This window comes from Providencia sp. PROV268 (genome assembly GCF_028477805.1).
In the GTDB taxonomy this organism is placed as follows: domain Bacteria; phylum Pseudomonadota; class Gammaproteobacteria; order Enterobacterales; family Enterobacteriaceae; genus Providencia; species Providencia stuartii.
Genome location: NZ_JAMPLW010000001.1, coordinates 264,474 through 289,616, shown reverse-complemented (window position 1 = coordinate 289,616; position 25,143 = coordinate 264,474). Strand labels below are relative to the sequence as shown.

18 protein-coding genes are annotated in these 25,143 nt (G+C 41.5%); 12 read left to right on the top strand and 6 right to left on the bottom strand.

The window, feature by feature from the left end:
- Positions 1-2 precede the first annotated feature (2 nt).
- The 4 genes from sufB to PR699_RS01460 form a co-directional block, all read right to left on the bottom strand.
- Positions 3-1,502 (bottom strand): Fe-S cluster assembly protein SufB, encoded by a 1,500-nt coding sequence (gene sufB / locus PR699_RS01475; protein WP_004919158.1) that lies wholly within the window; start codon positions 1,500-1,502, stop codon positions 3-5.
- Between the two features lie 16 nt (positions 1,503-1,518).
- Positions 1,519-1,899, bottom strand: coding sequence for a Fe-S cluster assembly scaffold SufA (sufA, locus tag PR699_RS01470; protein ID WP_004919156.1), 381 nt, complete (start codon positions 1,897-1,899; stop codon positions 1,519-1,521).
- Positions 1,900-2,268: 369 nt separating this feature from the next.
- Positions 2,269-2,685: a 1,4-dihydroxy-2-naphthoyl-CoA hydrolase gene (gene menI, locus PR699_RS01465; protein ID WP_004919152.1), complete on the bottom strand. Its 417-nt coding sequence runs from the start codon at positions 2,683-2,685 to the stop codon at positions 2,269-2,271.
- A complete protein-coding gene (locus PR699_RS01460) occupies positions 2,682-5,738 on the bottom strand; it encodes an FAD-binding and (Fe-S)-binding domain-containing protein (protein ID WP_014658215.1) in 3,057 nt (1,018 codons plus the stop codon). Before PR699_RS01460 ends, menI begins: the two co-directional genes overlap by 4 nt.
- A 269-nt stretch (positions 5,739-6,007) precedes the next feature.
- Here PR699_RS01460 and ydiK point away from each other — a divergent pair, with 269 nt between their 5' ends.
- Positions 6,008-7,123 (top strand): AI-2E family transporter YdiK, encoded by a 1,116-nt coding sequence (gene ydiK / locus PR699_RS01455; RefSeq protein WP_014658214.1) that lies wholly within the window; start codon positions 6,008-6,010, stop codon positions 7,121-7,123.
- 746 nt (positions 7,124-7,869) lie between these two features.
- Here the strand turns inward: ydiK and ppsA are convergent.
- Positions 7,870-10,245, bottom strand: coding sequence for a phosphoenolpyruvate synthase (gene ppsA, locus PR699_RS01450; protein ID WP_014658213.1), 2,376 nt, complete (start codon positions 10,243-10,245; stop codon positions 7,870-7,872).
- Between the two features lie 271 nt (positions 10,246-10,516).
- On the opposite strand from ppsA, the gene PR699_RS01445 reads away from it, so the two are divergent.
- The 11 genes from PR699_RS01445 to PR699_RS01395 all read left to right on the top strand — a co-directional run bounded on the left by PR699_RS01445 (position 10,517) and on the right by PR699_RS01395 (position 23,977).
- The gene (locus PR699_RS01445; protein ID WP_004919142.1) at positions 10,517-11,377 is read left to right on the top strand and encodes a pyruvate, water dikinase regulatory protein; all 861 of its coding nucleotides are present in this window, start codon (positions 10,517-10,519) and stop codon (positions 11,375-11,377) included.
- Between the two features lie 127 nt (positions 11,378-11,504).
- Entirely contained in the window at positions 11,505-12,554 is a 1,050-nt protein-coding gene (locus PR699_RS01440) for a 3-deoxy-7-phosphoheptulonate synthase (RefSeq protein ID WP_014658212.1), read from the top strand.
- Between the two features lie 217 nt (positions 12,555-12,771).
- A complete protein-coding gene (gene hemP, locus PR699_RS01435) occupies positions 12,772-12,957 on the top strand; it encodes a hemin uptake protein HemP (protein WP_004919137.1) in 186 nt (61 codons plus the stop codon).
- 88 nt (positions 12,958-13,045) lie between these two features.
- Positions 13,046-15,199 carry a TonB-dependent receptor gene (locus PR699_RS01430; protein WP_014658211.1) on the top strand — a complete coding sequence of 718 codons (2,154 nt, stop codon included), beginning with the start codon at positions 13,046-13,048 and terminating at the stop codon, positions 15,197-15,199.
- A gap of 114 nt (positions 15,200-15,313) precedes the next feature.
- Complete coding sequence (locus PR699_RS01425; RefSeq protein ID WP_014658210.1) at positions 15,314-17,314, top strand: TonB-dependent hemoglobin/transferrin/lactoferrin family receptor; 2,001 nt, start codon at positions 15,314-15,316, stop codon at positions 17,312-17,314.
- A 26-nt stretch (positions 17,315-17,340) separates the two neighbouring features.
- Positions 17,341-18,390, top strand: coding sequence for a hemin-degrading factor (locus tag PR699_RS01420; RefSeq protein ID WP_004919129.1), 1,050 nt, complete (start codon positions 17,341-17,343; stop codon positions 18,388-18,390).
- 17 nt (positions 18,391-18,407) lie between these two features.
- Positions 18,408-19,229, top strand: coding sequence for a hemin ABC transporter substrate-binding protein (locus tag PR699_RS01415; protein ID WP_004919127.1), 822 nt, complete (start codon positions 18,408-18,410; stop codon positions 19,227-19,229).
- A complete protein-coding gene (locus tag PR699_RS01410) occupies positions 19,226-20,227 on the top strand; it encodes an iron ABC transporter permease (protein WP_004919125.1) in 1,002 nt (333 codons plus the stop codon). Before PR699_RS01415 ends, PR699_RS01410 begins: the two co-directional genes overlap by 4 nt.
- A gap of 5 nt (positions 20,228-20,232) precedes the next feature.
- Positions 20,233-21,018, top strand: coding sequence for a heme ABC transporter ATP-binding protein (locus PR699_RS01405; protein WP_014658209.1), 786 nt, complete (start codon positions 20,233-20,235; stop codon positions 21,016-21,018).
- A gap of 651 nt (positions 21,019-21,669) precedes the next feature.
- Entirely contained in the window at positions 21,670-22,041 is a 372-nt protein-coding gene (locus PR699_RS01400) for a helix-turn-helix domain-containing protein (protein ID WP_014658208.1), read from the top strand.
- Between the two features lie 397 nt (positions 22,042-22,438).
- Complete coding sequence (locus PR699_RS01395; protein WP_272572865.1) at positions 22,439-23,977, top strand: phosphoethanolamine transferase; 1,539 nt, start codon at positions 22,439-22,441, stop codon at positions 23,975-23,977.
- Between the two features lie 77 nt (positions 23,978-24,054).
- On the opposite strand, the gene PR699_RS01390 is transcribed toward PR699_RS01395, so the two are convergent.
- Positions 24,055-25,071, bottom strand: coding sequence for a lipoate--protein ligase (locus PR699_RS01390; protein ID WP_004919115.1), 1,017 nt, complete (start codon positions 25,069-25,071; stop codon positions 24,055-24,057).
- Positions 25,072-25,143: the final 72 nt, after the last annotated feature.

Below are 25,143 nucleotides of genomic sequence, written 5' to 3'. Positions count from 1 at the left end.
GATCAGCCCACACTGTGCTCTAGGCTGATTGCCAGCAATTTCTGTGCTTCTACCGCAAACTCTAACGGAAGTTCCGAGAAAACGTCTTTACAGAAACCATTTACGATCATTGAAATCGCATCATCTTCACTAATTCCACGCTGTAAGCAGTAAAAAAGCTGATCTTCACCAATGCGAGAAGTGGTCGCCTCATGTTCTAGCTGAGCGGTGTTATTTTTGACTTCAACGTAAGGGAATGTGTGTGCTCCACACTGAGTACCAATAAGCATCGAGTCACATTGAGTGAAATTGCGTGCATTATGTGCGCTTGGTAAGATTTTCACTAAGCCGCGATAGCTATTTTGGCTTTTACCCGCTGAGATACCTTTAGAGATGATCGTCGAACGCGTATTTTTACCAATATGGATCATTTTAGTGCCGGTATCGGCTTGCTGGTTACCGTTTGTCAGTGCCACAGAGAAAAACTCACCAACCGAGTTATCCCCTTTTAAGATAACACTTGGATATTTCCAGGTGATCGCAGAACCCGTTTCAGATTGAGTCCATGACATTTTCGAATTCTCACCTTCGCACAGCGCACGCTTAGTCACAAAGTTAAGAATACCACCTGCTTCACTGTCGCCACCGGAGAACCAGTTTTGAACCGTTGAGTATTTCACTTCTGCATCTTTATGGATGATGACTTCGACGACCGCAGCGTGTAACTGATAGCTATCACGGACAGGTGCTGAACAGCCCTCAATGTAGCTGACATAGCTTCCTTCGTCGGCGATCAAAATCGTCCGTTCAAATTGCCCTGTTTTTGCAGCATTAATACGGAAGTAAGTGGAAAGCTCCATCGGACAACGTACCCCTTTCGGGATATACACAAAAGTGCCATCCGATGCCACCGCCGCATTGAGCGCAGCAAAGAAGTTATCGTGACTAGAAACGACAGTACCAAGGTATTTTTGCACCAACTCAGGGTACTCTTGGATAGCTTCACTGAATGAACAGAAAATAATGCCGTGTTTAGCAAGATCATCACGATATGTTGTAGAAACAGATACTGAGTCAAAAATAGCATCGACCGCCACGGCCTTCCCTTCACGAACAGGAACACCGAGTTGGTTGAAGGCCTCTTCAACTTCAGCCGTTAGATAATTATTGGTTTCTGTAACACCAGTTCCTTGCTTCGCACCGGATTGTGACCCGCAACTGTCATCACAAGAACCACAAGATGGCGCTGAGTAATAGCTGTAGTCTTGATAATCTAAATTTGGATAATGGGCTTTTAACCAGTGTGGCTCTTCCATTCCTTTCCAGTGATGATAGGCATCAAGGCGGAATTTTAGCATCCACTCTGGCTCATTACGTTTTGCAGAAATCGCTCGGACAACATCTTCGTTGATCCCTTTAGCCATTTCATCTGTGGCGACATTCGTAAAAAAGCCTTCTTTATAACGCTGGTCATTTAGCCAGCTTTGAACTTCATCGCCAATTTCTACATTGCTCTGAGACATAATCTGACTTCACATATTAAACACCGAAGCTTTCACCACACCCACAGGCATGTTGCGCTTTCGGATTATTGAATTTAAATATCCGATTAAGCCCTTCTTGGACATAATCGACAACTGTACCATCGATAAATGGCATGGCTTCTTTAGGTACATACAGACGTGCACCATCATGTTCAAAGAGTAAATGATCCTCTGTTGGGTTCTCGATCATCTCGAAAACATAGCCAAAGCCAGCGCATCCAGACTGTTTAACACCCAGCGAAAGCCCTTTAGTTTCAGGATTTTGCTCCATCAATTTTTTGATTTGTTTCGCCGCGCTATCAGTTAGGCTGACACCTTGCCAATTCGTTTCGTCTATAGAAAAAGTTTCTACGCTGTCATTCACATTTGCAGTCATATTGACCCCACAATTCTCATGGCTTTTCAGCCAGTTATCAGGAGATTAACTCCGTTTATCCTATGGTAACGATAACCTTTGTCACTTCAACCATTTGTTTTGAAAGGTTATACCTATTCTAGCTCATTTTTTACGCATTTTGCGCTTATTTATACGCCATCGTGTGTAAAAATGTACACTAACTCATTAAAATATAACGATTAAAAAAAGTTACATTTTTTTTAATATTATGTACTCATCAATACACTTAAATGGCACAAATTAATAAAGATACATTTATTATACAACTTAATCGGCAAGACAAAAATTGAAATTCTGATGAAATTGTTGAAGGAACCTCAACCCTATTCGAGTTGAGGTTAATGGGTATCAATCGGAGAGTACCGCGGTCGTTAAACGAGAAGTACAACACAGTTGCCCTTTCTCATTGAAAATATCAATATTCCATACCTGCTGGCGGCGCCCTAGGTGAACAGGCTTACAAACGCCTTTCACTACACCTTGGGTTGCCGAACGAATGTGATTAGCATTAATTTCAAGGCCAACAACACGTTGTTCCCCTTCACTGCATAGGTAACCTGCTATTGAGCCTAATGATTCCGCCAGCACAACAGAAGCGCCCCCATGTAATAAACCAAATGGCTGTTTTGTTCGTTGGTCGACTGGCATAGTGCCTTCAAGGTAATCATCACCATACCCCGTGATCTCAATACCTAGATGGCCTAACATACAGCCTTTGGCCATTTCTGCCATGTGGTCAAGCGTAAATTTACGTCTCCAAATCATTCAACTATCTCCAATAACGCCTGTATAGGGTGTTTTATTTGTGTATTTTCCATACGTTTTACTTGGCTGCGACATGAATACCCTGTGCTTAAACAACGCTCTTTGGGTAATTTCTCTATCGCGGGTTTCCACGATAAATTATAGATACCTTTCGAGTTTTTGATATTCGCCACTTCATGACCATAAGTCCCAGCCATACCACAACACCCTACACTGATGTTTTTAAGCTCTTGACCATAACGTTTAAACAAATTTGCCCACTGAGTCGCACTATTTGGCAATGCGGTTGTTTCCGTGCAATGACCAAAGAAATACCATGGGGCAGACGACACCTGACGATGCTCGGTAGGCTCAGGCAATGTCACTAGCCACTCATGAGCAAGTTGTACGGTAAAACGGCACTGCTGCGCCCCTAAAATCTCACGGTATTCATCGCGATAACACAACACTAATGCAGGATCGACGCCAACCATAGGTAACTCTAATTTGGCGACCCGATTTAGAAAATCAGCGGTTTTCTGCGCTGTTTTGGCAAAGCGAGCAAGGAACCCTTTGACATGTTGCGCCTTACCATTCGGTGAAAATGGTAATAAAACAGGTTTAAAGCCCAATTTTTCGATTAATTTGACAAAATCCGCCACGACTTTTGCATCGTAATAACTGGTGAATGGGTCCTGTACTACCAACACATGGTTTTCACGTTGTGCAGGAGACATCGACTCTAACTGCTCCAGCGTCACTGTCATCGCCGCATGCCCTGATAGCTCTTGCTTTAAGGTAGGTTGAGAAAACTGCGGGAGATCGACCATTCCAATCGTCTGCTCACTTAATTTCTGTACCCATGGCTGACGTAAGAAAAAGTTAAATACACCCGGCGCTTTCGACATCAAGGGGGCGCTATTTTCCACTCCCGCCACAATATGATCCCGCACAGGCCTTAAATATCGGCTGTGATATAGCGCTAAAAATTTGGCTCTAAATGAAGGCACATCGATTTTGATCGGGCATTGTGTTGAGCAAGCTTTACAAGCTAAGCACCCAGACATCGCGGCTTTAACTTCATGAGAAAAGTCATAATCCCCTTTTTTCGCCTGCCATGTATTGCGTGTTTTCTCAATCAAGCCGCGTAGTGATGGACGGTTTTCTTGTATTCCTTTTTCTAAGCTTTCTGGCGTGACGCCTTGGTTAGAAAGAAGCCGTAACCATTCACGAACGAGGGTCGCACGCCCTTTTGGCGAATGGATCCGCTGTCCACTTATTTTCATTGATGGACACATAGGGCTTTTCACATCAAAGTTAAAACATAGCCCATTACCGTTACACTCCATCGCCCCACGGAACGTTTGGCGTACCTGTACAGGTATTTGGCGATCATAGGTGCCTCGCTTAACTGCATCCACCTGTTTCATTGGCGCATCAATACCGGCTGGCGGACAGATTTTACCTGGATTCAGACGGTTATCAGGGTCAAAAGCGGCTTTGATATTCCGTAACTCGTTATACAACACTTCACCGAAAAACGCCGGGCTATATTGAGCGCGGAACCCTTTACCGTGCTCCCCCCATAATAACCCGCCATATTTGGCAGTCAGCGCGACAATGTCATCTGAAATTTGCTTCATCAACACTTCTTGTTGCGGGTCACACATATCTAAAGCAGGACGTACGTGTAAAACCCCCGCATCCACATGCCCAAACATCCCGTAATTCAGATTGTGGCTATCCAGCAGTGCTCTAAACTCTACTATGTAATCCGCTAGGTGTTCAGGTGGTACGCAGGTATCTTCAACAAATGGGATCGGTTTAGCAGCCCCTTTACTATTTCCTAATAAACCAACCGCTTTTTTACGCATATTGTAAATACGGTTGATGTCATCCAAATCATGACAGACTTGATAGCCAATCACACCCGCTTGGTGATTGGCCATTAACTCATCTAAACGCTGGCACAGGCTCGTGGTTAAGTGATTGATTTCGTCCTCATCATCCCCACTAAATTCAACAATATTAAGGCCCAGCATCTCTTTGTTTGGTACATCGGTGATTAATGCTTTCACGGAATGCCAAACGATATCTTCCCGTGCTAAATTCAGTACTTTTGAATCGACGGTTTCGACAGACAGAGCTTTTGCCTGCACCATAAACGGCGCATTACGTAGTGCAGATTCAAAAGAGTCATATTTAACGTTCACCAAACGGCGTACTTTTGGTAAAGGGGTGATATCCAACGTGGCTTCGGTAATAAAAGCCAGTGAACCTTCCGACCCCGTTAAAATACGCGTCAGGTCGAATTCACTAAGGTCATCATTAAACACATGACGTAAATCATAGCCCGTTAAAAAACGGTTCAATTTTGGAAATTTTTCTTCAATCAAAGGGCGCTGCTCTAAACAGCGTTCAAGTACGGTTTTGTAGATACGCCCTGTGACAGAATCCTCTGACGCAATCGTTTGGGCGAGTGCGATAGGCATAGCGCGTGTTTCAAGGCATTCCCCTCCCAGCAAAACCGCTTTAACACCCAGCACGTGATCTGAGGTTTTACCGTACACCAAAGAGCCTTGCCCCGATGCATCGGTATTGATCATCCCCCCTAATGTGGCTCGGTTACTGGTGGACAACTCAGGTGAGAAAAAATAGCCATAGGGTTTGAGAAATTGGTTTAGTTGATCTTTCACCACACCCGCTTCTACTTTAACCCAGCCCTGTTCAGGGTTAATTTCTAGAATGCGGTTCATATAACGTGACATATCAACCACAATCCCTTCGGTCAATGATTGACCATTCGTTCCTGTGCCACCACCTCGTGGGGTGAAGGTTAATTCTCTGAATTTTTCTAATCCGGCAACACGGGTTATAATTTGGACATCCGCACTCGAACGAGGAAATACCACCGCCTGAGGTAATAATTGATAAATGCTATTATCGGTCGCCATTGATAAGCGTTCCGCATAGCTAGTGCCATTATCGCCTGTAAAGCCATGTGCCTGTAGTTGGTGCAGAAATTCAATAACTAGTTTACTTAAATGAGGTGCTTCAGTTATACGCGGGATCATTATTAACGATGACTCTTGTTGTTTAGTGTTCGCATTACTCGTTATGTACTATCTTTATTTTAAGTAGCACAATAGTGCCTGATTGGTTTACGGAGCTTCCCCCTGCAAAACCCGTTTTCCTTAAAGAAGGTACAACCGCTGATGACATTGTCAGTGATGGAACCATATCACAATATTGTTTTTTTTGATCGTGAAAAAGAAATTACGTTATTTTCACCTGAAAAAATAGCTCACTTGCAGTGTTTTTATTTGTTAAGGATTAGGCATTAATGGAAAAATCGCAAAAACGTCTCGACTTACCCAAACTTATTTTTGGCTTCGCATTTATCATTTTAATGATAGCGGCCTGTTTTTGGGTACTGAACCCGTTTATTCTTGGTTTTGTATGGGCTGGTATGATGGTGATAGCAACATGGCCACTACTCCTACGCATTGAAGCAAGGTTGTGGAACAAGCGTTGGTTGGCGGCTTTAGTCATGGTCTCCTTAATACTTTTACTATTCGTTATACCGCTGGGTATTCTTATTGGCAGTATTATTCAAAATAGCACTCCGCTAATTGAACTCGCTAAGTCACCTAACAGTTTGCGCTTGCCTGATCTAGAATGGCTTAACAGCGTCCCTTTCGTTGGTGAAAAAATTTATTACGCTTGGCATAGTTTGGTTGCCAGTGGCGGTAATGCACTGTTAGCCAAAGTCCAACCCTATTTAGGACAAGCTGCTGGTTGGTTCCTCGCACAAGCCATCAATGCCGGCCGTTTTATGTTCCATCTCGCCTTAATGTTGCTATTTAGCGGTTTACTCTACCTTAAAGGCGAATCTGTGATGTTAGGTATCCGTCATTTTGCCGTTCGATTAGCAGGGATACGTGGCGATGCAGCGGTAGTCTTAGCCGCACAGTCAATCCGCGCCGTTGCATTAGGTGTCGTCGTCACCGCCCTTATTCAAGCTATTGTTGGCGGTGTAGGGCTTGCCTTATCGGGTATCAGCTATGCGGCTATCTTAACCGTTCTCCTCTTTATCTGCTGTGTTGCTCAGCTTGGCCCGCTACTGATTATGGTACCATCCGTCATTTGGCTATTCTGGACAGGGGATACAACATGGGCAATCATCCTCGCTGTTTGGGCTGCTGTTGTCGCAACTATGGATGGCGTTTTACGTCCATGGCTGATCAAAATGGGGGCTGACTTGCCGATGGTGCTCATACTTGTTGGGGTTATCGGTGGTATCCTCTCCTTTGGTATGATTGGTTTGTTTATAGGTCCGGTCGTACTTGCGGTGTCATACAGTCTATTAAAAGCCTGGATGAATGAGGTCGCCATACCAAATGAAAACCTTGAAGAAACAGAAAAGTTTCTCGAAGAAGAGTTTATGAGTAAAAAATAAATTTACTTTAAACTAACCAACAGTATGCTCTCTATTAAGCATACTGTTGGATTATCGATTATGTTCATTAATATTTAGAAACAATATTTAACAGACTAATGTTAGTATTCAAGCTCATTTGTGATATTATCTTTTTCGTTGAAACGAATTCTCTTTATGATACAGCGACTAATAAATATATTAAGAGTGTTCTTAGTGATTATAATTTTTAATTAATTTATTATCTTCACATCGAATTACGTTTTGATTAATACGAATCTCAATATCATGCTTATTTAATTTAATGCGTGATTATCCCAATAGAATTGCTGTGTGTAGTCTTTGCCTGTCAGCCCATGATAGGCTTTTTTTTTATTTTTTTCTCAACATGAATTTTGTTCATCATCCTAGGCCTCGCCGGCTGGCCTGCAACTAAGGTAATGACTTCATCTTTTATTACTCCCATTTTGAGTAAGTAATATCACCTTATAATTCTTTATATAGTTATTTATATAGCATCACTTATTGATTTAACTCAAAATGATTAACACTAATGGATCGGTTTATTAACTTTCTAATATTACTTAATCCGTGTAAACACCTATTAATTCTCATCCAGTATTTAAATTTACTTATATTAGATATTAATTAATAACTGATAGCTTCTATTGAAGTTGACAATCGGTATATTCAATTTGATTTATAAAAAAAGCCGACAATTATAATTGTCGGCTTGAGACTCTCGTCTTAAATAATAGATTAATTCATTATGAATCAGCTAATTTTAACCAAGTTTGTACAACGGTATCTGGGTTAAGAGAAAGACTATCTATTCCCTCTTCAACTAACCATTGCGCAAAATCTTGATGATCCGATGGGCCTTGACCACAAATACCGACATATTTGTTTTGACGTTTAGCCGCTTGAATCGCCATCGATAACATGGCTTTTACGGCATCATTGCGTTCATCAAATAGCTCAGAAACGACTCCAGAATCCCTATCTAAACCTAAGGTCAATTGGGTCATATCGTTAGAACCAATAGAGAAGCCATCAAAATGTTCAAGGAATTGGTCTGCCAGTAATGCGTTTGATGGGATCTCACACATCATAATGACTTTCAAGCCGTTTTCACCACGTTTGAGGTCATGCTTCGCTAATTCAGCCACTACGGCTTCCGCCTGAGCGACAGTCCGCACAAATGGGATCATCACTTCAACGTTTGTTAGCCCCATCTCATTACGTACCCGCTTAACGGCTTCACACTCAAGAGCGAAACAATCTCGGAAGCTATCTGAGACATAGCGCCCTGCTCCACGGAAACCTAACATTGGGTTCTCTTCTTCCGGCTCATAAATATCCCCACCGACAAGGTTGGCATACTCATTAGATTTAAAGTCAGAAAGACGCACGATAACCCGTTTTGGCCAGAATGCTGCCGCTAACGTCGAAATCCCTTCAGTCAACTTACCAACATAGAATTCAATGGGATCATCATAACCTGCCATCATGGTGCGAATTTCATTTTGTAGCTCAGGAGTTTGTGAATCGAACTCCAGTAAAGCTCTTGGGTGAACACCAATCATTCGGTTAATAATGAATTCTAACCTCGCTAAGCCAACCCCTTCGTTTGGTAAACAGGCAAAATCAAATGCACGATCCGGGTTACCCACGTTCATCATGATCTTGACATCAAGCGCTGGCATTTCGTCAACGGCGGAACTATGAATTTCAAATCCTAGCTCACCTTCATAGACAAACCCTGTATCCCCTTCAGCACAGGAAACAGTCACCTGACTATTTTCCAGCAGGCGCTCTGTCGCATCACCGCAACCGACCACAGCGGGGATACCCAATTCGCGGGCAATAATCGCCGCATGGCAGGTACGACCGCCACGATTGGTCACAATCGCAGCCGCTTTTTTCATGATAGGCTCCCAATCTGGGTCTGTCATATCAGTAACGAGTACGTCGCCAGCTTGGATCCTATCCATCTCATTTAAGTTATGGATCACTTTAACATGGCCTGAACCGATACGATGCCCGATAGCACGCCCTTCAACCAACACATTCCCTTGTTGTTTTAATTGGTAACGTTCCATCACTTGTTGATTCGAGCGAACGGTTTCTGGGCGAGCCTGAACGATGTACAGACGCCCATTATGACCATCTTTAGCCCATTCGATATCCATTGGGCGACCATAATGTTTTTCAATCTGTAATGCTTGGCGCGCCAGCTCTTCAACTTCGTGATCAGTCAAAGAGAAACGATTGCGTAGTGCTTCTGGCACATCTTCAATCTGTACTTGCTTACCGTGCTCTTGACTGTTCGCATAAACCATTTGTAATTTTTTCGAGCCAAGAGTACGACGCACAATAGCTGGACGATTATTCAGCAAGGTGGGTTTATGCACATAAAACTCATCTGGGTTTACTGCCCCTTGCACAACCATCTCACCTAAGCCATAAGCTGAGGTGATGAAGACGACTTGGTCGAACCCTGATTCAGTATCAATGGTGAACATCACGCCAGAAGATGCTAAATCTGAGCGCACCATTCTTTGAACACCCGCGGAGAGTGCCACTCCACGGTGGTCATAGCCTTGGTGGACACGATATGAAATCGCGCGGTCATTAAATAAGGAAGCGAATACGTGTTTAATAGCAACCAATACAGCATCGATGCCTTGAACGTTCAAGAAAGTCTCTTGCTGCCCTGCGAATGAAGCATCAGGCATGTCCTCTGCTGTTGCAGATGAACGTACAGCAAACGAGGCATCTTTTTCACCTTCAGACAGTGTTTGGTATGCCGCACGAATATCACTTTCTAACTGTGGTGTAAAAGGGGTGTCGATAACCCATTGACGGATCTTTTCCCCCGCCGCAGCGAGTTGATTAACATCATCAATATCCGTTTCATCTAGCAGCTGATAAATGCGCTGATTCACGCCGCTCTGCTCAAGAAAATCATTAAACGCCTGTGCGGTTGTCGCAAATCCGTTAGGTACGGATACACCAAGATCGGACAGGTTGGTAATCATTTCACCGAGCGAGGCATTTTTGCCGCCAACACGGTCAACATCATTCATCCCTAATTGGTTATACCAAAGTACATTACACGGAGTGAGGCCATTTGTGGACATTGAAAGCGATCCTTTATCTTTATCTAGCAATTTAGTGACAAGGTACAAATCGTAAAAAATCTCATTGGCGATAATTCGCCTCACGAAATAGACTAGCACAGACAATATCTGAATATAGACTGGTGAATCGTTCCAACTAGCAAGAAAAAATTTTTGTTCTAAAAATTGTTCAAATATTGGCTATACTTTCCCCTATAAACTATTTTTTAAACTTTAATCAAATATAATATCTCTCTAAAACCAACGAAAAATACAACAAAAGACACTATATATGAGCGAAATAACCGCAACTAATCATAAAACAAACCTCACAGAACGAACTGTTTTTTTTATTTCAGATGGAACCGCAATAACCGCAGAAACGCTAGGACATGCTGTTTTGTCGCAATTTCCCTTAGTTTTCAATTCCTATACGCTACCTTTTGTCACCACAGAAGCACGTGCGCAGGAAATAAAACAGAAAATTGATACGATTTATCAAGAGACTCAAAACCGTCCACTGGTGTTCTATTCCATCATTTCCCCCTCCGTAAAAAAAATTATTACCGACAGCGCCGGTTTTTGTCAGGATATTGTGCAAACCTTGGTTGCCCCTATTCAGCAAGAAGTGGGGTTAGAGCCTGAGCCTAAACTCAACCGTACCCATGGCTTATCACTACAGAATATCAATCAATATGATGCTCGCATTGCTGCTATCGAATACACATTAGCCCATGATGACGGTATTTCCTTGCGCAACCTAGACCAAGCACAAGTGATTTTGTTAGGCGTCTCCCGTTGTGGTAAAACCCCTACCAGCCTCTATTTAGCCATGCAATTTGGTATTCAAGCCGCTAACTACCCATTTACGGCAGACGATATGGATAACTTGCAGTTACCCGCTGCACTACGCCCTTATACGCATAAATTATTTGGTTTGACGATAAGCCCGGAAAGACTAGCCGCTATTCGTGAAGAGCGACGTGAAAACAGCCGCTATGCATCATTACGTCAATGCCGCATTGAAATTGCTGAGGTCGAGGCACTATTTAGACAAAACAAGATCAACTATCTCAATACAACCAATTACTCAGTAGAGGAAATTTCTGCCAAAGTCATTGACACGATGGGGCTAAAACGGCGTATCTTTTAGTCGAAATGTATTTTTTAAAAAATCTTTCATTCAATCTCACGTTGTAGGTTGAATTCGAGCCATTTTCGTTTATTGTGATCCTAATCACTGATACGGCTCTGCCTATTAAAGCTTTTGAGAAGAAAGAATGCAAAAAACTGATGAACTACGTACTCAGCGTGTGGATAGCTTAATTACCCCACAGACACTCGCTGACGAATTTCCTATTTCTGAGAAAGTGGCTGAAAACGTGACAGCGTCACGTAAACGGATAGAGAAAATTTTATCGGGGGAAGATCCCCGTTTATTGGTTATTGTTGGCCCATGCTCTATTCATGATATTGATGCGGCTCTGGAATATGCTAATCGGCTGAATGTCTTACGTGAACGCTATCAAGACCGTCTTGAAATTGTTATGCGTACCTACTTTGAAAAACCCCGTACCGTTGTAGGTTGGAAAGGCCTGATCTCCGATCCTAATTTAGATAACTCTTGCCAAGTCAATACGGGGATACGGCTCGCCCGCAAATTACTTATTGATGTCAATCAGCTTGGGCTACCTACCGCAACAGAATTTCTCGATATGGTCACAGGGCAATATATTGCTGATTTGATCAGTTGGGGAGCGATTGGCGCAAGAACAACAGAAAGCCAAATCCATCGAGAAATGGCATCGGCACTCTCTTGCCCTGTTGGTTTTAAAAATGGTACTGATGGCAATATCCGCATTGCTATCGATGCCATCCGCGCAGCCAGCGCTCAACATATGTTTTTATCGCCCGATAAAAGTGGCCAAATGACCATCTACCAAACCAGTGGTAACCCACATGGTCATATTATTATGCGTGGTGGAAAGCAGCCTAACTACTCTGCCGGAGATATTGCAGCGGCTTGTGATAAGCTACGTGAATTTGAATTAGCTGAACATTTAGTCGTTGATTTTAGCCATGGTAACTGCCAAAAAATCCACCGTCGCCAACTTGAAGTCGCCCGCGATATTGCCGAGCAAATCAAAGGCGGTTCGACCGCAATTAGTGGTGTAATGGCTGAAAGCTTCTTACTTGAAGGCACTCAAAAAATTATTGCAGGTCAACCTCTAACTTACGGGCAATCCATCACAGACCCCTGTTTAGGCTGGGATGATACCGAGCAACTCATTGATATCTTGGTCCAAGCAGTAGAAAGCCGCTTTAAATAAGCTGACATTTTATTCCCCCACCGACTCTTTCACTCTCTCTGATAGGAAAGAGTCGAGTTCCTTTCCGCATAAATATTCACCAAATATTGACCTAAATCGATAAGCAACTCATGCATTGTAGTGATTTTGTCATCTAAATGTAAAAACCCCTTGATGTTACTTAGCAACTTAAAGATAATGATTCTCACTCTTAGTTTTATTATCAATTGGGCCAAATATGACTGATAACATCACTAAACCACCTATTGAAAATATCGCCAACTCAACCCTTCCGCCCGTAAAAGTTGACGTTATAGATAGTCATCAATTATTAGGCTCTGAAGGTAAATTAGCGATCCAACATCGCGGCGAGATATACCAGTTAAGGCAGACTCGTGCTGGTAAACTGATTTTAACCAAATAGTTTTTATTCAAAATTTATTCACAGCAAGCCACCCAGATCTTGTATCAAGGCAGCCAGCGATATTCACCACATAAGGAAAGGATTTCCTATGGAGTTTAAACTGATGTCTGTTACACCCACCATATCGTTAAATGGATCAAAAATAACCGTTTCCGCACTTGCGACAACACTCGCTATTTCAGGATTTAGCGCGGTTGCAACAGCAAAAAAGACGATAGGTGATACTGTTCATGTTACGACCCACCCTTTTCATCACGAAAATATTGCGGTGGCCGAGCAAGTCGATGTCATTGATGCTCAAGCCCCTGAATATCAATCAGCAAGCTCTGCCTTAGATTTATTAAAAGGCCAACCCGGTATTTTTGTTTCTGGTACTGGTGGAACCTACGGTCAAGAGGTTCATCTACGTGGCTATGATTCTCGTGGTGTAAAAATCACGGTGGATAACGTCACTCAAGATTTTAATTCTGGGTTATACAATGCGACATTTATTGACCCGTCACTGGTAAAAAAAGTCTTTGTCCATAAAGGTGCTTCATCCGTTGCTCATGGAAGTGGCGCGCTAGCGGGTGTCGTAGCGATGAAAACCGTGAATGCAAAGGATTTATTAAAGCAAGGGCAGGCATTAGGAGGCCGCGTTTTCAGTGGGGTCAACCGCAATGACCACAGCTACCTTGCCGGGGCATCGGTATATGGACATACTGGCCCTCTGGATATACTATTAAGTTATAGCCAACGTAAAAAATATTCACTCGCATCTGCGGATTTTCCAACTCAAGATAATCATGAGAAAGTGCATAATTGGTTATTAAAAACCACTTGGTATGCACACCCTAATTATCATTTAGCCTTACAGCTACGTGATTATCGTAATGATGGGTTAGGTCTCAAACAACCTACAGTAAACAACTCCGCTGATACGCGTTTTAAAAACACGCCCCACGAGCGCGATAGCCACCAGCGGGATGTTTCAATTAGTCAATATATTACCTCAAACCGTTTCCCTAACTGGCAAGCAAATTGGGATCTGTACTATACCGACCTCTCTTTGAGTCAGTTAGATAGAGAAAAAGCTAAGGCTGATAATCAATATCAACGCGAAAAGCGTACGCAATATACCTATGGTACCAAATTGACTAATCACTTTATTGTTCCTATTGAGGGCTGGGTGAATAACCAAATAGAAAGTGGTATCGAGTATTATCAACAACAGCAAAAACCCAATAAACACGCGATCAGCTACCCCCCTGCTCGACTAGCTAATATTTCGGGCTGGGTTAACAATGATATGACGTTACACCACCTGCCTATTACACTCTCAGCAGGAACCCGTTTCACAAGCTATGAAGCTTCACGTCAAGGGTTTGCAAAAAATAGAGACACGAATTGGTCGTCACGTTTTGCGGTCAGTATCACGCCGGCACATTGGTTAAACCTATACTCCTCTTACTCCGAAGGTTATCGGACGCCTCGTATGGCAGAGCTGTATAACAATTCTAATCACTTTTCGGTGATGGGCGGCTGGCTAACTTCCGATTTTAGACCTACGCCTGACTTACAACCTGAGACAAATAAAACAGTAGAAGTTGGTTTAAAAGCAAGTTTTGATGATCTGTTATCAAATGGCGATGAACTGCAATTTGGGTCAACGTATTTTGATACTAAAGCAAAAAACCATATTGCCGTTGAAGGTCGTTACACTAAAAAATACCATTTCATGAAAGGGCAATATCAATGGTTCCCTAATGAAATTTATTTTAGCAATGTTCCTTCCGCCACCATTCGAGGTATTGATAGCTTTATTCGCTACAAAACCCTCTGGTTTGATTTAAATATCAGTCATAACAAAACAACAGGTAAAGAGGACGGCACAGGCTATTCTCTCTCTTCCATTCGCCCTGAAACGCTACTCATTCGCTTCAATGCCCCTATTGCAACAACTGGCCTTAGTCTTGGCTGGGTAGGTGAATTTGCGGCTAAAACACAGTTCCAAGGCAATGCTAAGTACCAATTAAAACAACACAAATCTCAGCATGGACTCGATCGTTACCATAAAGAAGTCATCCAGTATGCAGGCTATAGCCTTCATGACTTTTATGTGAACTATCAAGCTGACCAATTTATAAAAGGGTTGAATACGACATTAACGATGAAAAACGCCTTTGATCGTCAATATGTCTCTTCGATGGGGGTTCCCCAAGAAGGCCGTAATTTCTATTTCAATGTGAGTTATCAATGGTAACCATTTAATAATTATAAAATAAATAATACTCGCCGGTTTGTTTCCCTGCATACAGATTTAGGCAAAATCGAAACTTAGGGAGCAAACCGGTAACACTTTATGGAGTATAACAATATGTCTCATGTTTTACGTTTATCCGTTCTGACAAGCGCAATACTTTCCGTTATGGCAAGCGCTCATGCAGAAACAACACCATCAAATCGCAATGATGTGATGACCGTCTATGCAACAGGTACTGAAAGAGATAGCTTCGATGCCCCAATGATGGTCACTGTGATCAAAAATGACTCACCTGAAACAAAAACGGCAAGTACGGTCAACGATATCTTGCGTAAAATTCCGGGGATCGGTGTTACTGGTACTAGTCGCACTAATGGTCAAGATATCTACATGCGTGGTTTTGACCGTCGCGGTATTTTAACCCTCGTCGATAATGTACGCCAAGGTACTGATACTGGTCACGTTAACGGCACATTTATTGATCCTGCACTGATAAAACAAGTCGAAATTGTTCGTGGCCCTTCAGCTCTACTGTATGGTAGCGGCGCGATGGGAGGTGTGATCGCTTGGGAAACCGTAGATGCTAAAGATCTATTACGTGAGGGTCAAAACAGTGGCTTTCGTGTCTTTAGCCAAGCTGCTACAGGGGATCATAGCTTTGGTTTTGGCGGTACATCTTTTGGGCGTACTGAGCAATTTGATGGTTTGTTTAGTTTTGTTACCAAACAAGTCGGAGATGTTCGCTTAAGCAATGGCGATGATATGGAAAACAAAGAAACCATCTCAAACCTACTCGCCAAAGGGACATGGCAGTTTGATGATAAGCAAAAGCTATCAGGGCAACTGCGCTATTACAATAACAATGCTTATGAACCCAAAGACCCACAACAAATCGATATTACTAAGGATAATCTAAAGGTTAACCGCACTACACGTCAACGTGATGCCCAAGCGACTTACCAGTTAAACCCAGAATCAAACGATTGGTTAAATCTTAAAGCAACCACTTACTATTCTGACGTTAATATTACCGCTAAAGGTAAAAATACTCACTATGAAGGCCGTACCCAAAAAACTTATGGTCTGAAAGTTGATAATAAAACACACTTGTATGATTTACCTATCGCAGCCCATAACTTTACTTATGGTGGCGAAACATACAAACAAAATCAAACACCTTACGCTTCAACAACGCAATTCCCTGATGCTGATATCACCTTTGCTTCAGGTTTCTTGCAAGATGAAATCGCCTTAAAAGATTTACCTGTATCGTTTATTGTTGGCACTCGCTATGACCATTATAAAGCAACCGCTAAAGATAATGAGGACGTGAAAGAAGGCAAATGGTCTTCTAAAGGCGCCGTTAGCATTACACCAACAGACTGGTCAATGCTATTTGCCTCTTATTCAGAAGCTTTCCGAGCACCTTCTATGATGGAAATGTATAACGATGAAATTCATTTCCAAATGGGCCCAATAGTAAATAAATGGCGACCAAATCCGAATCTCAAACCAGAGTCTACACGTACTGCTGAATATGGGGTTGGGCTACGGTTTGATGATCTATTCACTGAACGTGACAATCTACAATTTAAAGCAAGTTATTTTGACACTAAAGCAAAAGACTATATCAATACCTATGTGAACGTTGACTTTAGAAATCCTCAGAATAACTACACAACCTCCATCAATACAAAACGAGCTAAAATTTGGGGTTGGGATGCTTCAATGGACTATAAAAACGACTATTTGGGTTGGAATTTAGCTTATAACCACACCGAAGGTAAAGATGAATCAAATGGTAAATCAATTACCTCCATTAAACCTGACTCGCTAACCAGCAACCTTAACGTACCAATTTCAGACAGTGGTTTTTCTGTGGGTTGGTTAGGTGAATTTACTCGTCATACCGATTTCAACGATGCATCCAAAGCACCGCGCCAAGCAGGCTACGCTGTTCATGATTTTTACGTTAGCTACCAAGGTGAAGGCCAATTAAAAGGCCTAGGAACCAGTGTCGTTTTAGGCAATGCCTTCGATAAAGAATACTACTCGTCACAAGGCGTCCCTCAGGATGGGCGTAATGCCAAGCTGCTCGTCAGCTTCCAATGGTAATTTATAGTTAATTAAGGAGATACACTGTGAGTTCAACACTTTTCGAGCGTTACCAACAAGCAAAAGCAGAAAACAAAGCAAAATACGCTCGTGATCTGGCTGCCTACCTTAATGTTTCAGAAGGTGAACTATTGCATTGTCGTGTAGGTCATGACAAAGCACAAAGACTGAATGTTGATGCCCCAACACTACTGAAAGCGCTAGCATCTGTCGGTAAAGTTAAGGCCATCACCCGCAATGAGTATGTCGTTCATGAGCAAGTTGGTCGCTATGACAATGCAAAATTTAGCGACCATGCAGGATTAATTTTAAATCCACGCGCCTTAGACTTACGCATGTTCTTCTCTCATTGGGATGCCATTTTCACGCTGACTGAAGATTCAAAAAATGGTGAACGCCATAGTATTCAATTTTTCGATAAACAAGGCGATGCGCTGCATAAAGTCTATACTACAGATGAGACTGATATGGCGGCATGGAACTCTCTCATTGCACAATATGCAACGTCAGACAATCCACCTCTTGCTATTGAAGCTGCTGTGCCATTCTCTGAGCAGCCAATCAGTGATGAATTGAAACAGCAGCTAGAACAAGAGTGGCGCAACATGACCGATGTCCACCAGTTCTTTATTTTATTGAAAAAAAATAATCTTAGTCGCCAACAAGTCTTCCGTGCCGTTAGTGATGATTTAGCATGGCAAGTTCCTGTTGATTCATTCAATCAATTAGTCAATACCGCGTTTAATGACCAAAATGAAATCATGATTTTTGTTGGTAATCGTGGCTGCGTGCAGATTTTTACTGGTCAATTAAAACGCCTTATGCCATACCAAGCAGAAGGTTCGGACATTAAATGGCTCAACATTTTTAATCCAGACTTTACGTTGCATATGATTGAAAACGGCGTTTCAGAGTGTTGGGTAACACGTAAACCTACTCAAGATGGTTTCGTCACAAGCCTTGAAGTCTTCGATAAAGACGGTAATCAAATCGTACAAATGTACGGGCAACGTACTGAAGGTACTCCAGAGCAAGAACAATGGCGTAATCAGGTTATGGCGCTACCGCACATTTAATCGTTAGGTAAATAAAAATGAAACAATGGCTTCTAATTGCAGTGACATTAATCATGAGCTTTTCCGCTCAATCAGCCGAACGGATCATCACGTTAGGTGGTGATGTTACGGAGATTGTTTTTGAACTTGATGCAGGCGCTCAAGTGGTTGCTCGAGATAGCACCAGCCTTCATCCTGCTCAAGCTGTTAAGCTACCCGATGTCGGTTATATGCGAATGCTCAACGCTGAAGGTGTGCTTTCTATGCGCCCAACGCTTGTGCTTGCCAGTGAACTAGCAAAACCCTCAATGGCACTTTCCCAGATAGAAAAAAGTGGTGTAAAAGTCATCAAGGTGACTGGTAAGCCTGCATTAGAAGCCATTCCAGAAAAAATTACAACGGTGGCTAATGCTGTCGGTAAAACAGAACAAGGTAAACGGTTAGTTGAGCAATTTAATCAACAGATTGCCAAAGTAAATACCTCACCCATAGATAAAAAAATTCTGTTTATCATGAGTCATGGTGGCGTAATGCCGCTTGCTGCGGGGCAGCAAACCGCTGCGGATAGTCTTATCAAAGCGGCGGGAGCTAAAAACGCCATGAACGGGTTTAATAGTTACCGCCCATTATCACAAGAAGGTGTGATTGCAAGTCAACCTGATTTGATTATCGTCACCCATGAAGGCATCAAATCATTAGGTGGTGAAGATAAAGTCTGGAAATTGCCAGGCCTGGCAATGACACCTGCCGCAAAAAATAAGGCACTAATCGTTGTTGATGATATGGGAATGCTTGGATTTAGCCTTGGTACCCCTAAAGTCATGCAACAGATACGCGAGGCATTAGAGAAGTTTCAATGAGTCGAATTAAATACCCTCTGTTCGCTATCATTGCGTTATTGTTCGTTTTGATGGCGATTGCCTTACTTGCCTCCAACGCTGGCGCAATGAATGTATCGTTTAAAACTCTGTGGCAGACGCCTGCCACAGACCCTCTTTGGCAGATCTGGCTCAATATCCGGCTACCACGTATTTTGCTAGCGATTTTAGTCGGTCTTGCTCTTGCTGTTTCAGGTGCCATCATGCAGGGGTTATTTCGTAACCCGCTTGCTGATCCCAGCTTATTAGGGATCAGCAGTGGCGCTGCCTTATGTGTCGCTGCATTTATTGTATTCTCTTTTTCATTACCTACCGCCCTACTTAACTATGGGCATATTGGCGCCGCTTTCGTCGGCAGCCTTATTGTTTCAATTATTATTTTTAGCTTAAATCGCTACTCAAATGGGAATTTAGCACGCTTACTTCTCGCTGGGATTGCGATCAATGCCTTGTGTATGTCATTCATCGGCGTACTAAGCTATATCAGCGATGACCAACAGCTGCGTACTTTTAGCTTATGGATGATGGGAACACTTGCGAATGTCGACTGGACTTCCTTAACGATTGCCGCCAGTGTTATCTTACCGACCTGCTTTGTCTGCCTTTGGCAAGGTAATAGACTTAATCTACTGCAACTAGGTGATGAAGACGCTCACTATCTCGGGTTAAATGTGGAGCGAACAAAATTTATTTTACTATTCCTTAGCGCCTTACTGGTAGGTTGTGCTGTTGCAATGAGTGGCGTGATTGGTTTCGTCGGCCTCGTGGTGCCCCATTTAATCCGTATGACGCTAGGCCCTGATCACCGCTGGCTAATACCTGGCTCTGCGATTGTTGGAGCAACCTTACTTTTAATTGCCGATACCATTGCTCGAACTGCGGTTTCTCCTGCTGAAATTCCTGTTGGATTACTAACAGGGCTCATTGGCGGGCCTTACTTTTTATGGCTAATTTTACGTCAACCAGCAGGGAGAGTTTAAACATCATGAATACACAAACTCTACTTGAAGCACGTAACCTCAGTTTTCACGTTGCCGATAAGGTATTAATAAAAGATATCAGTTTATCCATACAGCAACATGAAATGGTCGTCATTATTGGTCCAAACGGTGCAGGAAAATCCAGTTTATTAAAACTACTGACTGGTTTTCACTCTCCTACTCACGGGGAGTGTCTGTTAGAAGGTTTAGATTTACGCAAATGGCAACATAATGCATTGGCAAAAAAACGTGCGGTGATGAAGCAACAAAGTAGCTTATCATTTGCCTTTACTGTTGAAGATGTCGTGGCGATGGGGCGTAGCCCGCATGGCGCTGAGCATAAGCAACAAGCCATTGAAGAGGCGTTAGCACAAACAGATTGTTTGGAATTACGCCAACGCGATTTCCGTCAGCTTTCTGGTGGTGAACAACAACGCGTTCAGTTAGCACGAGTACTTGCTCAAGTCTGGCAACCCAACCATAGCCCTGCTTGTCTTTTTCTTGATGAACCAACTTCAGCTCTTGATCTTTACCATCAACAACATAGCCTACGGTTATTACACCAATTAACACGTGAGCGGCCTTTTGGCGTGTGTTGCGTCTTACACGATCTTAACCTTACCTCCCTGTATGCTGATCGCGTGTACTTAATTCACCAAGGCCAACTTGCGGCGGCAGGTACGCCTGAAGAAGTTCTGACGACAGAAAATCTAACTCGTTGGTATAAAGCAGATTTAGATGTGATCTCACATCCTGAAACAGCCACCCCACACATCTACTTGCGTCGTTAATCACCTATTAGGTTTCTTGGGTCTTCTCAAGAAACCTAATAGTCTTCCCTTTGCATAATTTCATCTCCAGCTAACCTCTTTGCCAAAACAGGACATGAATGCCACGCCATGTATTTCTTGCTTATACCATGTTGAGTCAAGTGATTTTTTTAAATTGTTAAAGATACGTTAAGTAAATTGACTTATTTGATAGTTCAACTAAAGTTAAACAGTCAACCATTAGCATCAAAAATCACAGATTATTGAGCATTAACCCCCGTCACTATTACCTCGGTATTTCCTAAGTATTGATGGTAAAAATCAGCACACCCATCACAACTTAAGTTAAATTAATTTTTCAATATTTTACTTGGTTAATAATTTCGAATACATCCAACAAAAAAATTGAACTTGATATATCCGACTGCTTTTTTGATATATCAACCCCTACCATTTACACTCAGCCATTTGATTTTAATAGATAAATAACATACACTCTTGTATGTATAAGTTTGAGTTATTAATAAAATCTATCGTATCAATAACTATTCTCATTAAAAAAAAGCACGTTATGCCTATCGATATATCGGAAAAATGGGAAGAATAGACAGTAATTTCTTTAGTTATTATTAGTTATTAATGAACAATAACCCATAGAAGTGGGAGGTAAATATGTCTGAGAGTGTAGTCAACGATATTGTTAAATGGCTGGAAAGTCAGTTACAGCGCAATGAAGGCATCAAAATCGACACAATTGCCGATAAAAGTGGTTATTCAAAGTGGCATTTACAGCGTGTTTTCAAAGAAATGAAAGGTTGCACGCTTGGCGAATACGTTCGTAAACGCCGTTTATTAGAAGCTGCTAAATCATTACGCAATGGTAACCTGCCAATTTTAGATATCGCTCTGCAATATGGTTTTAGCTCACAAGCCACTTTTACACGTATCTTTAAAAAACACTTTGACATTACCCCAGCAAAATTTCGTCAAAGTGGTCAGTTGCCTGAATGTAAAACATTTATGTCTTGCAACTGCAACAACTAAATAAATTTCAGTTGTATAGTTGAGTATTAATAGTCCCCTTAATTATTTTTTCATTCCCTAAACATTGAAGTCTATGTCCGAGCCGGTAAATACCGGCTCTTTTTTTGAAATTTGCCCATATCGCTAACAAGTTTATCCTCAATACCGCCTTATATAGCAACAAAAGAAAGCTATCTTCTCTTAAAAGATCATTTCAGAACGGATAATAGAGTGATGTCATGCCTTTAAAGCACACACGTCCAATGTGTATTTTTTTGACATTTATTGAAAAAAAACATAATCTGCGGCAACTCATTTATGAGTGTTATAGTTAAATTATTATTAATATTATTTTCTTATTGTTATAAAGGCTGTTTTTGTGGGACATTCCAGATTATTTGCATGGTATAAAAATAGAATGCAAAATAAAATCTTAAAAATAAAACACTATTTTGTATACATTATACCACTCATCATTCTTATCGTTTCATCAAAATTAATGTTGAAAGGTTCTGGGTATGCTCATCCAACTCCGAGAGACATTACGCTCGTCTGTGCTCTTTATATTATCCTTTACGCTTCAAAAAAAGCTTATTATTGGATAGGTTTACCAATAGCAATATTGTATGCTATTTATACGCCTATTGGACTGACCTTTGATAAACCAACCTACCAATATTTTGCTTCGGTTATTGCAACTGATGCTATTGAGGGCATTGAGTTTTTCACACAAATTCCATTTACTCATTATCTTTATGCCGTCCTCATTATTGTTGGAATATTCGCCTTCCAAAAATTATGTACAAAATTAAATATTAATTATTATCGAAACAAAACACTGATGATCATTCTGGTGATAATTGCCTTGATTAATCAATCGCCATTTGATTATTTCTACAATATTTATGAATCCATATCTAAGGTTAAGGGTGAGGTTAGCGCACTACATGATTTTACCAAATCCAGCGAATGGGGAAAATCAACGTTAAATAACAACAGCCGTTATGATGACTATGTATTAGTGATCGGAGAGAGTGTTCGCCGTGATTATATGGGTGTCTATGGATACCCTATAAATAACACCCCCTTCTTAAGCCGTGTGAACAGTACCATTATTGATGGGTTAAACAGTGCTGGAAATAACACTATTGGCTCATTAAGATTAATGTTAACACAGTCAGATAAAGAAAAATTAGAACCTAATTATGGCTTAAATCTAGTTGGACTCGCCAAATCAGCCGGTTTCAAAACATACTGGATATCGAATCAAGGTTATATCGGTAAACACGACACTCCAATTACCTTTATAGCAAAGCATGCTGATGTGAAAAAATTCAATAAACTCGGCGCCTTCAATTCTAATGATGAAAGTGATTTTTCCCTTATTCCTATCTTTCAAAAAGAATTAAATGCCCCTATCCAAAAGAAACAAAAAAGATTATTTATTATACATCTTTATGGTTCACACCCGAACCCATGCGGTAGAATTCAGGATTATGAAAATCATTTTATTACCCAAGATAGGCAATATCATAATATCTCCTGCTATGTTGCAAGCATTAATAAAACAGATGAGATCCTTGAGTCAATTTATTCATTGTTAGAGACGCAATACCAACAAAAAGAACGTAAATTCTCAATGATTTACTTTGCTGATCATGGTCTTTCCCATCAAGAAGAGGGAGACCAAATAAAGCTCCTACACGGAAAAACAAAATATGCGTACCGTGTTCCATTAATCCAGCTCTCTTCCGATCACCAATCAACTCAATATATTGTTGCTAACAAATCTGGGATGATGTTTATTGATGGTATTGCTAATTGGTTAGGCGTTTCTAATCCGCTTCTAAATGAAAATTATCATTTATTTAATTCAGAAAATTATATAGAAGATTTTGGTTTGAGTGAAAAAATAGAAGACAAACCGGATGACGCTATTAATATTCATGGTAAATAACGCTTAATGTTACCTACCCCTTACCTATTTTTATTTCGGGTTAGGTAACATTTAAGCAGCATAGAAACAAAGCGTATTTAGCTTAACTCATGCACTAGCCAGCTTTCAAGATCAGATAACTGTTCGGTTAATTCAGGCCATATTTGATGCATTTCTAATATTAATTTACGAATGGTTTCTGTTTGGTAAACTTGATCGGTAAGTTTCTGGCTTAACCATTCTAATGGGGATGGGTCAAGACTGTCCGTAAAAAATTGGCAACGTTTAATAACCCCTTTTTCGATATCAAAATGAAATTCGATACCTCCCCATGGGAAACGTGTATCACTGTAATGGGTAAAAGCAGGTGCTTGACCGAAATTCCATTCCCAACTACTTTGCTTCGCAAAAGTTTCACGAAAATGCGGTAAGTCCGGTAATTTCTCAGGTGAGATAAATTCAGCCTCAACGGTTTCACCATAATAATCGAAAAAGCTTTTTACGATACCCTCGCACACTTTTTCATGACTGATATCTGATACCAGTTCACATAAATTCGTGACTCTTGAGCGAACTGAAGTGATCCCTTTAGCCTGTAATTTTTTAGGGTCAGGATTAAGATAATCTGCAAGCCGATTTAAATCAGAATTGATAAGTAAAGTACCATGATGGAATCCTCTGTCACGGGTTTCTCGGTAAGCAGATCCTGATATTTTCCTTGGCCCATCATCGGTGTTTAATACCAAATCATTGCGACCAGAAACCTCAGCATTGATCCCCACCCTTGCTAAGCCATCCACAATAATTTTTGTCGAAATACTTTTATCATATTCTGGTTTGCCCGCCATGAAGGTAAAACACGTATTGCCGAGATCTTGAAAAACGGCACCGCCCCCGCTACTACGGCGAGCTAAGCGTACATTATCCTCTTCCATACGACGCGTATTACACTCTTTCCATGGGTTCTGTGCTCGCCCAATAACGACCGTGTCAGCGTTACGCCATAAAAACATAACACGTTGATCGGCGGGCATTTGACGAAAAATCGTCTCTTCAACCGCAAGATTAAACCAAGGGTCGAAAGATTCTGAAATCAGTAAACGTAAGCGAGACATTAAGCTATCCTAGAAACAAAAGTTGCAACTAAGATAGCATAATTGAAGACAAAAATGAGGGGATCACACGGG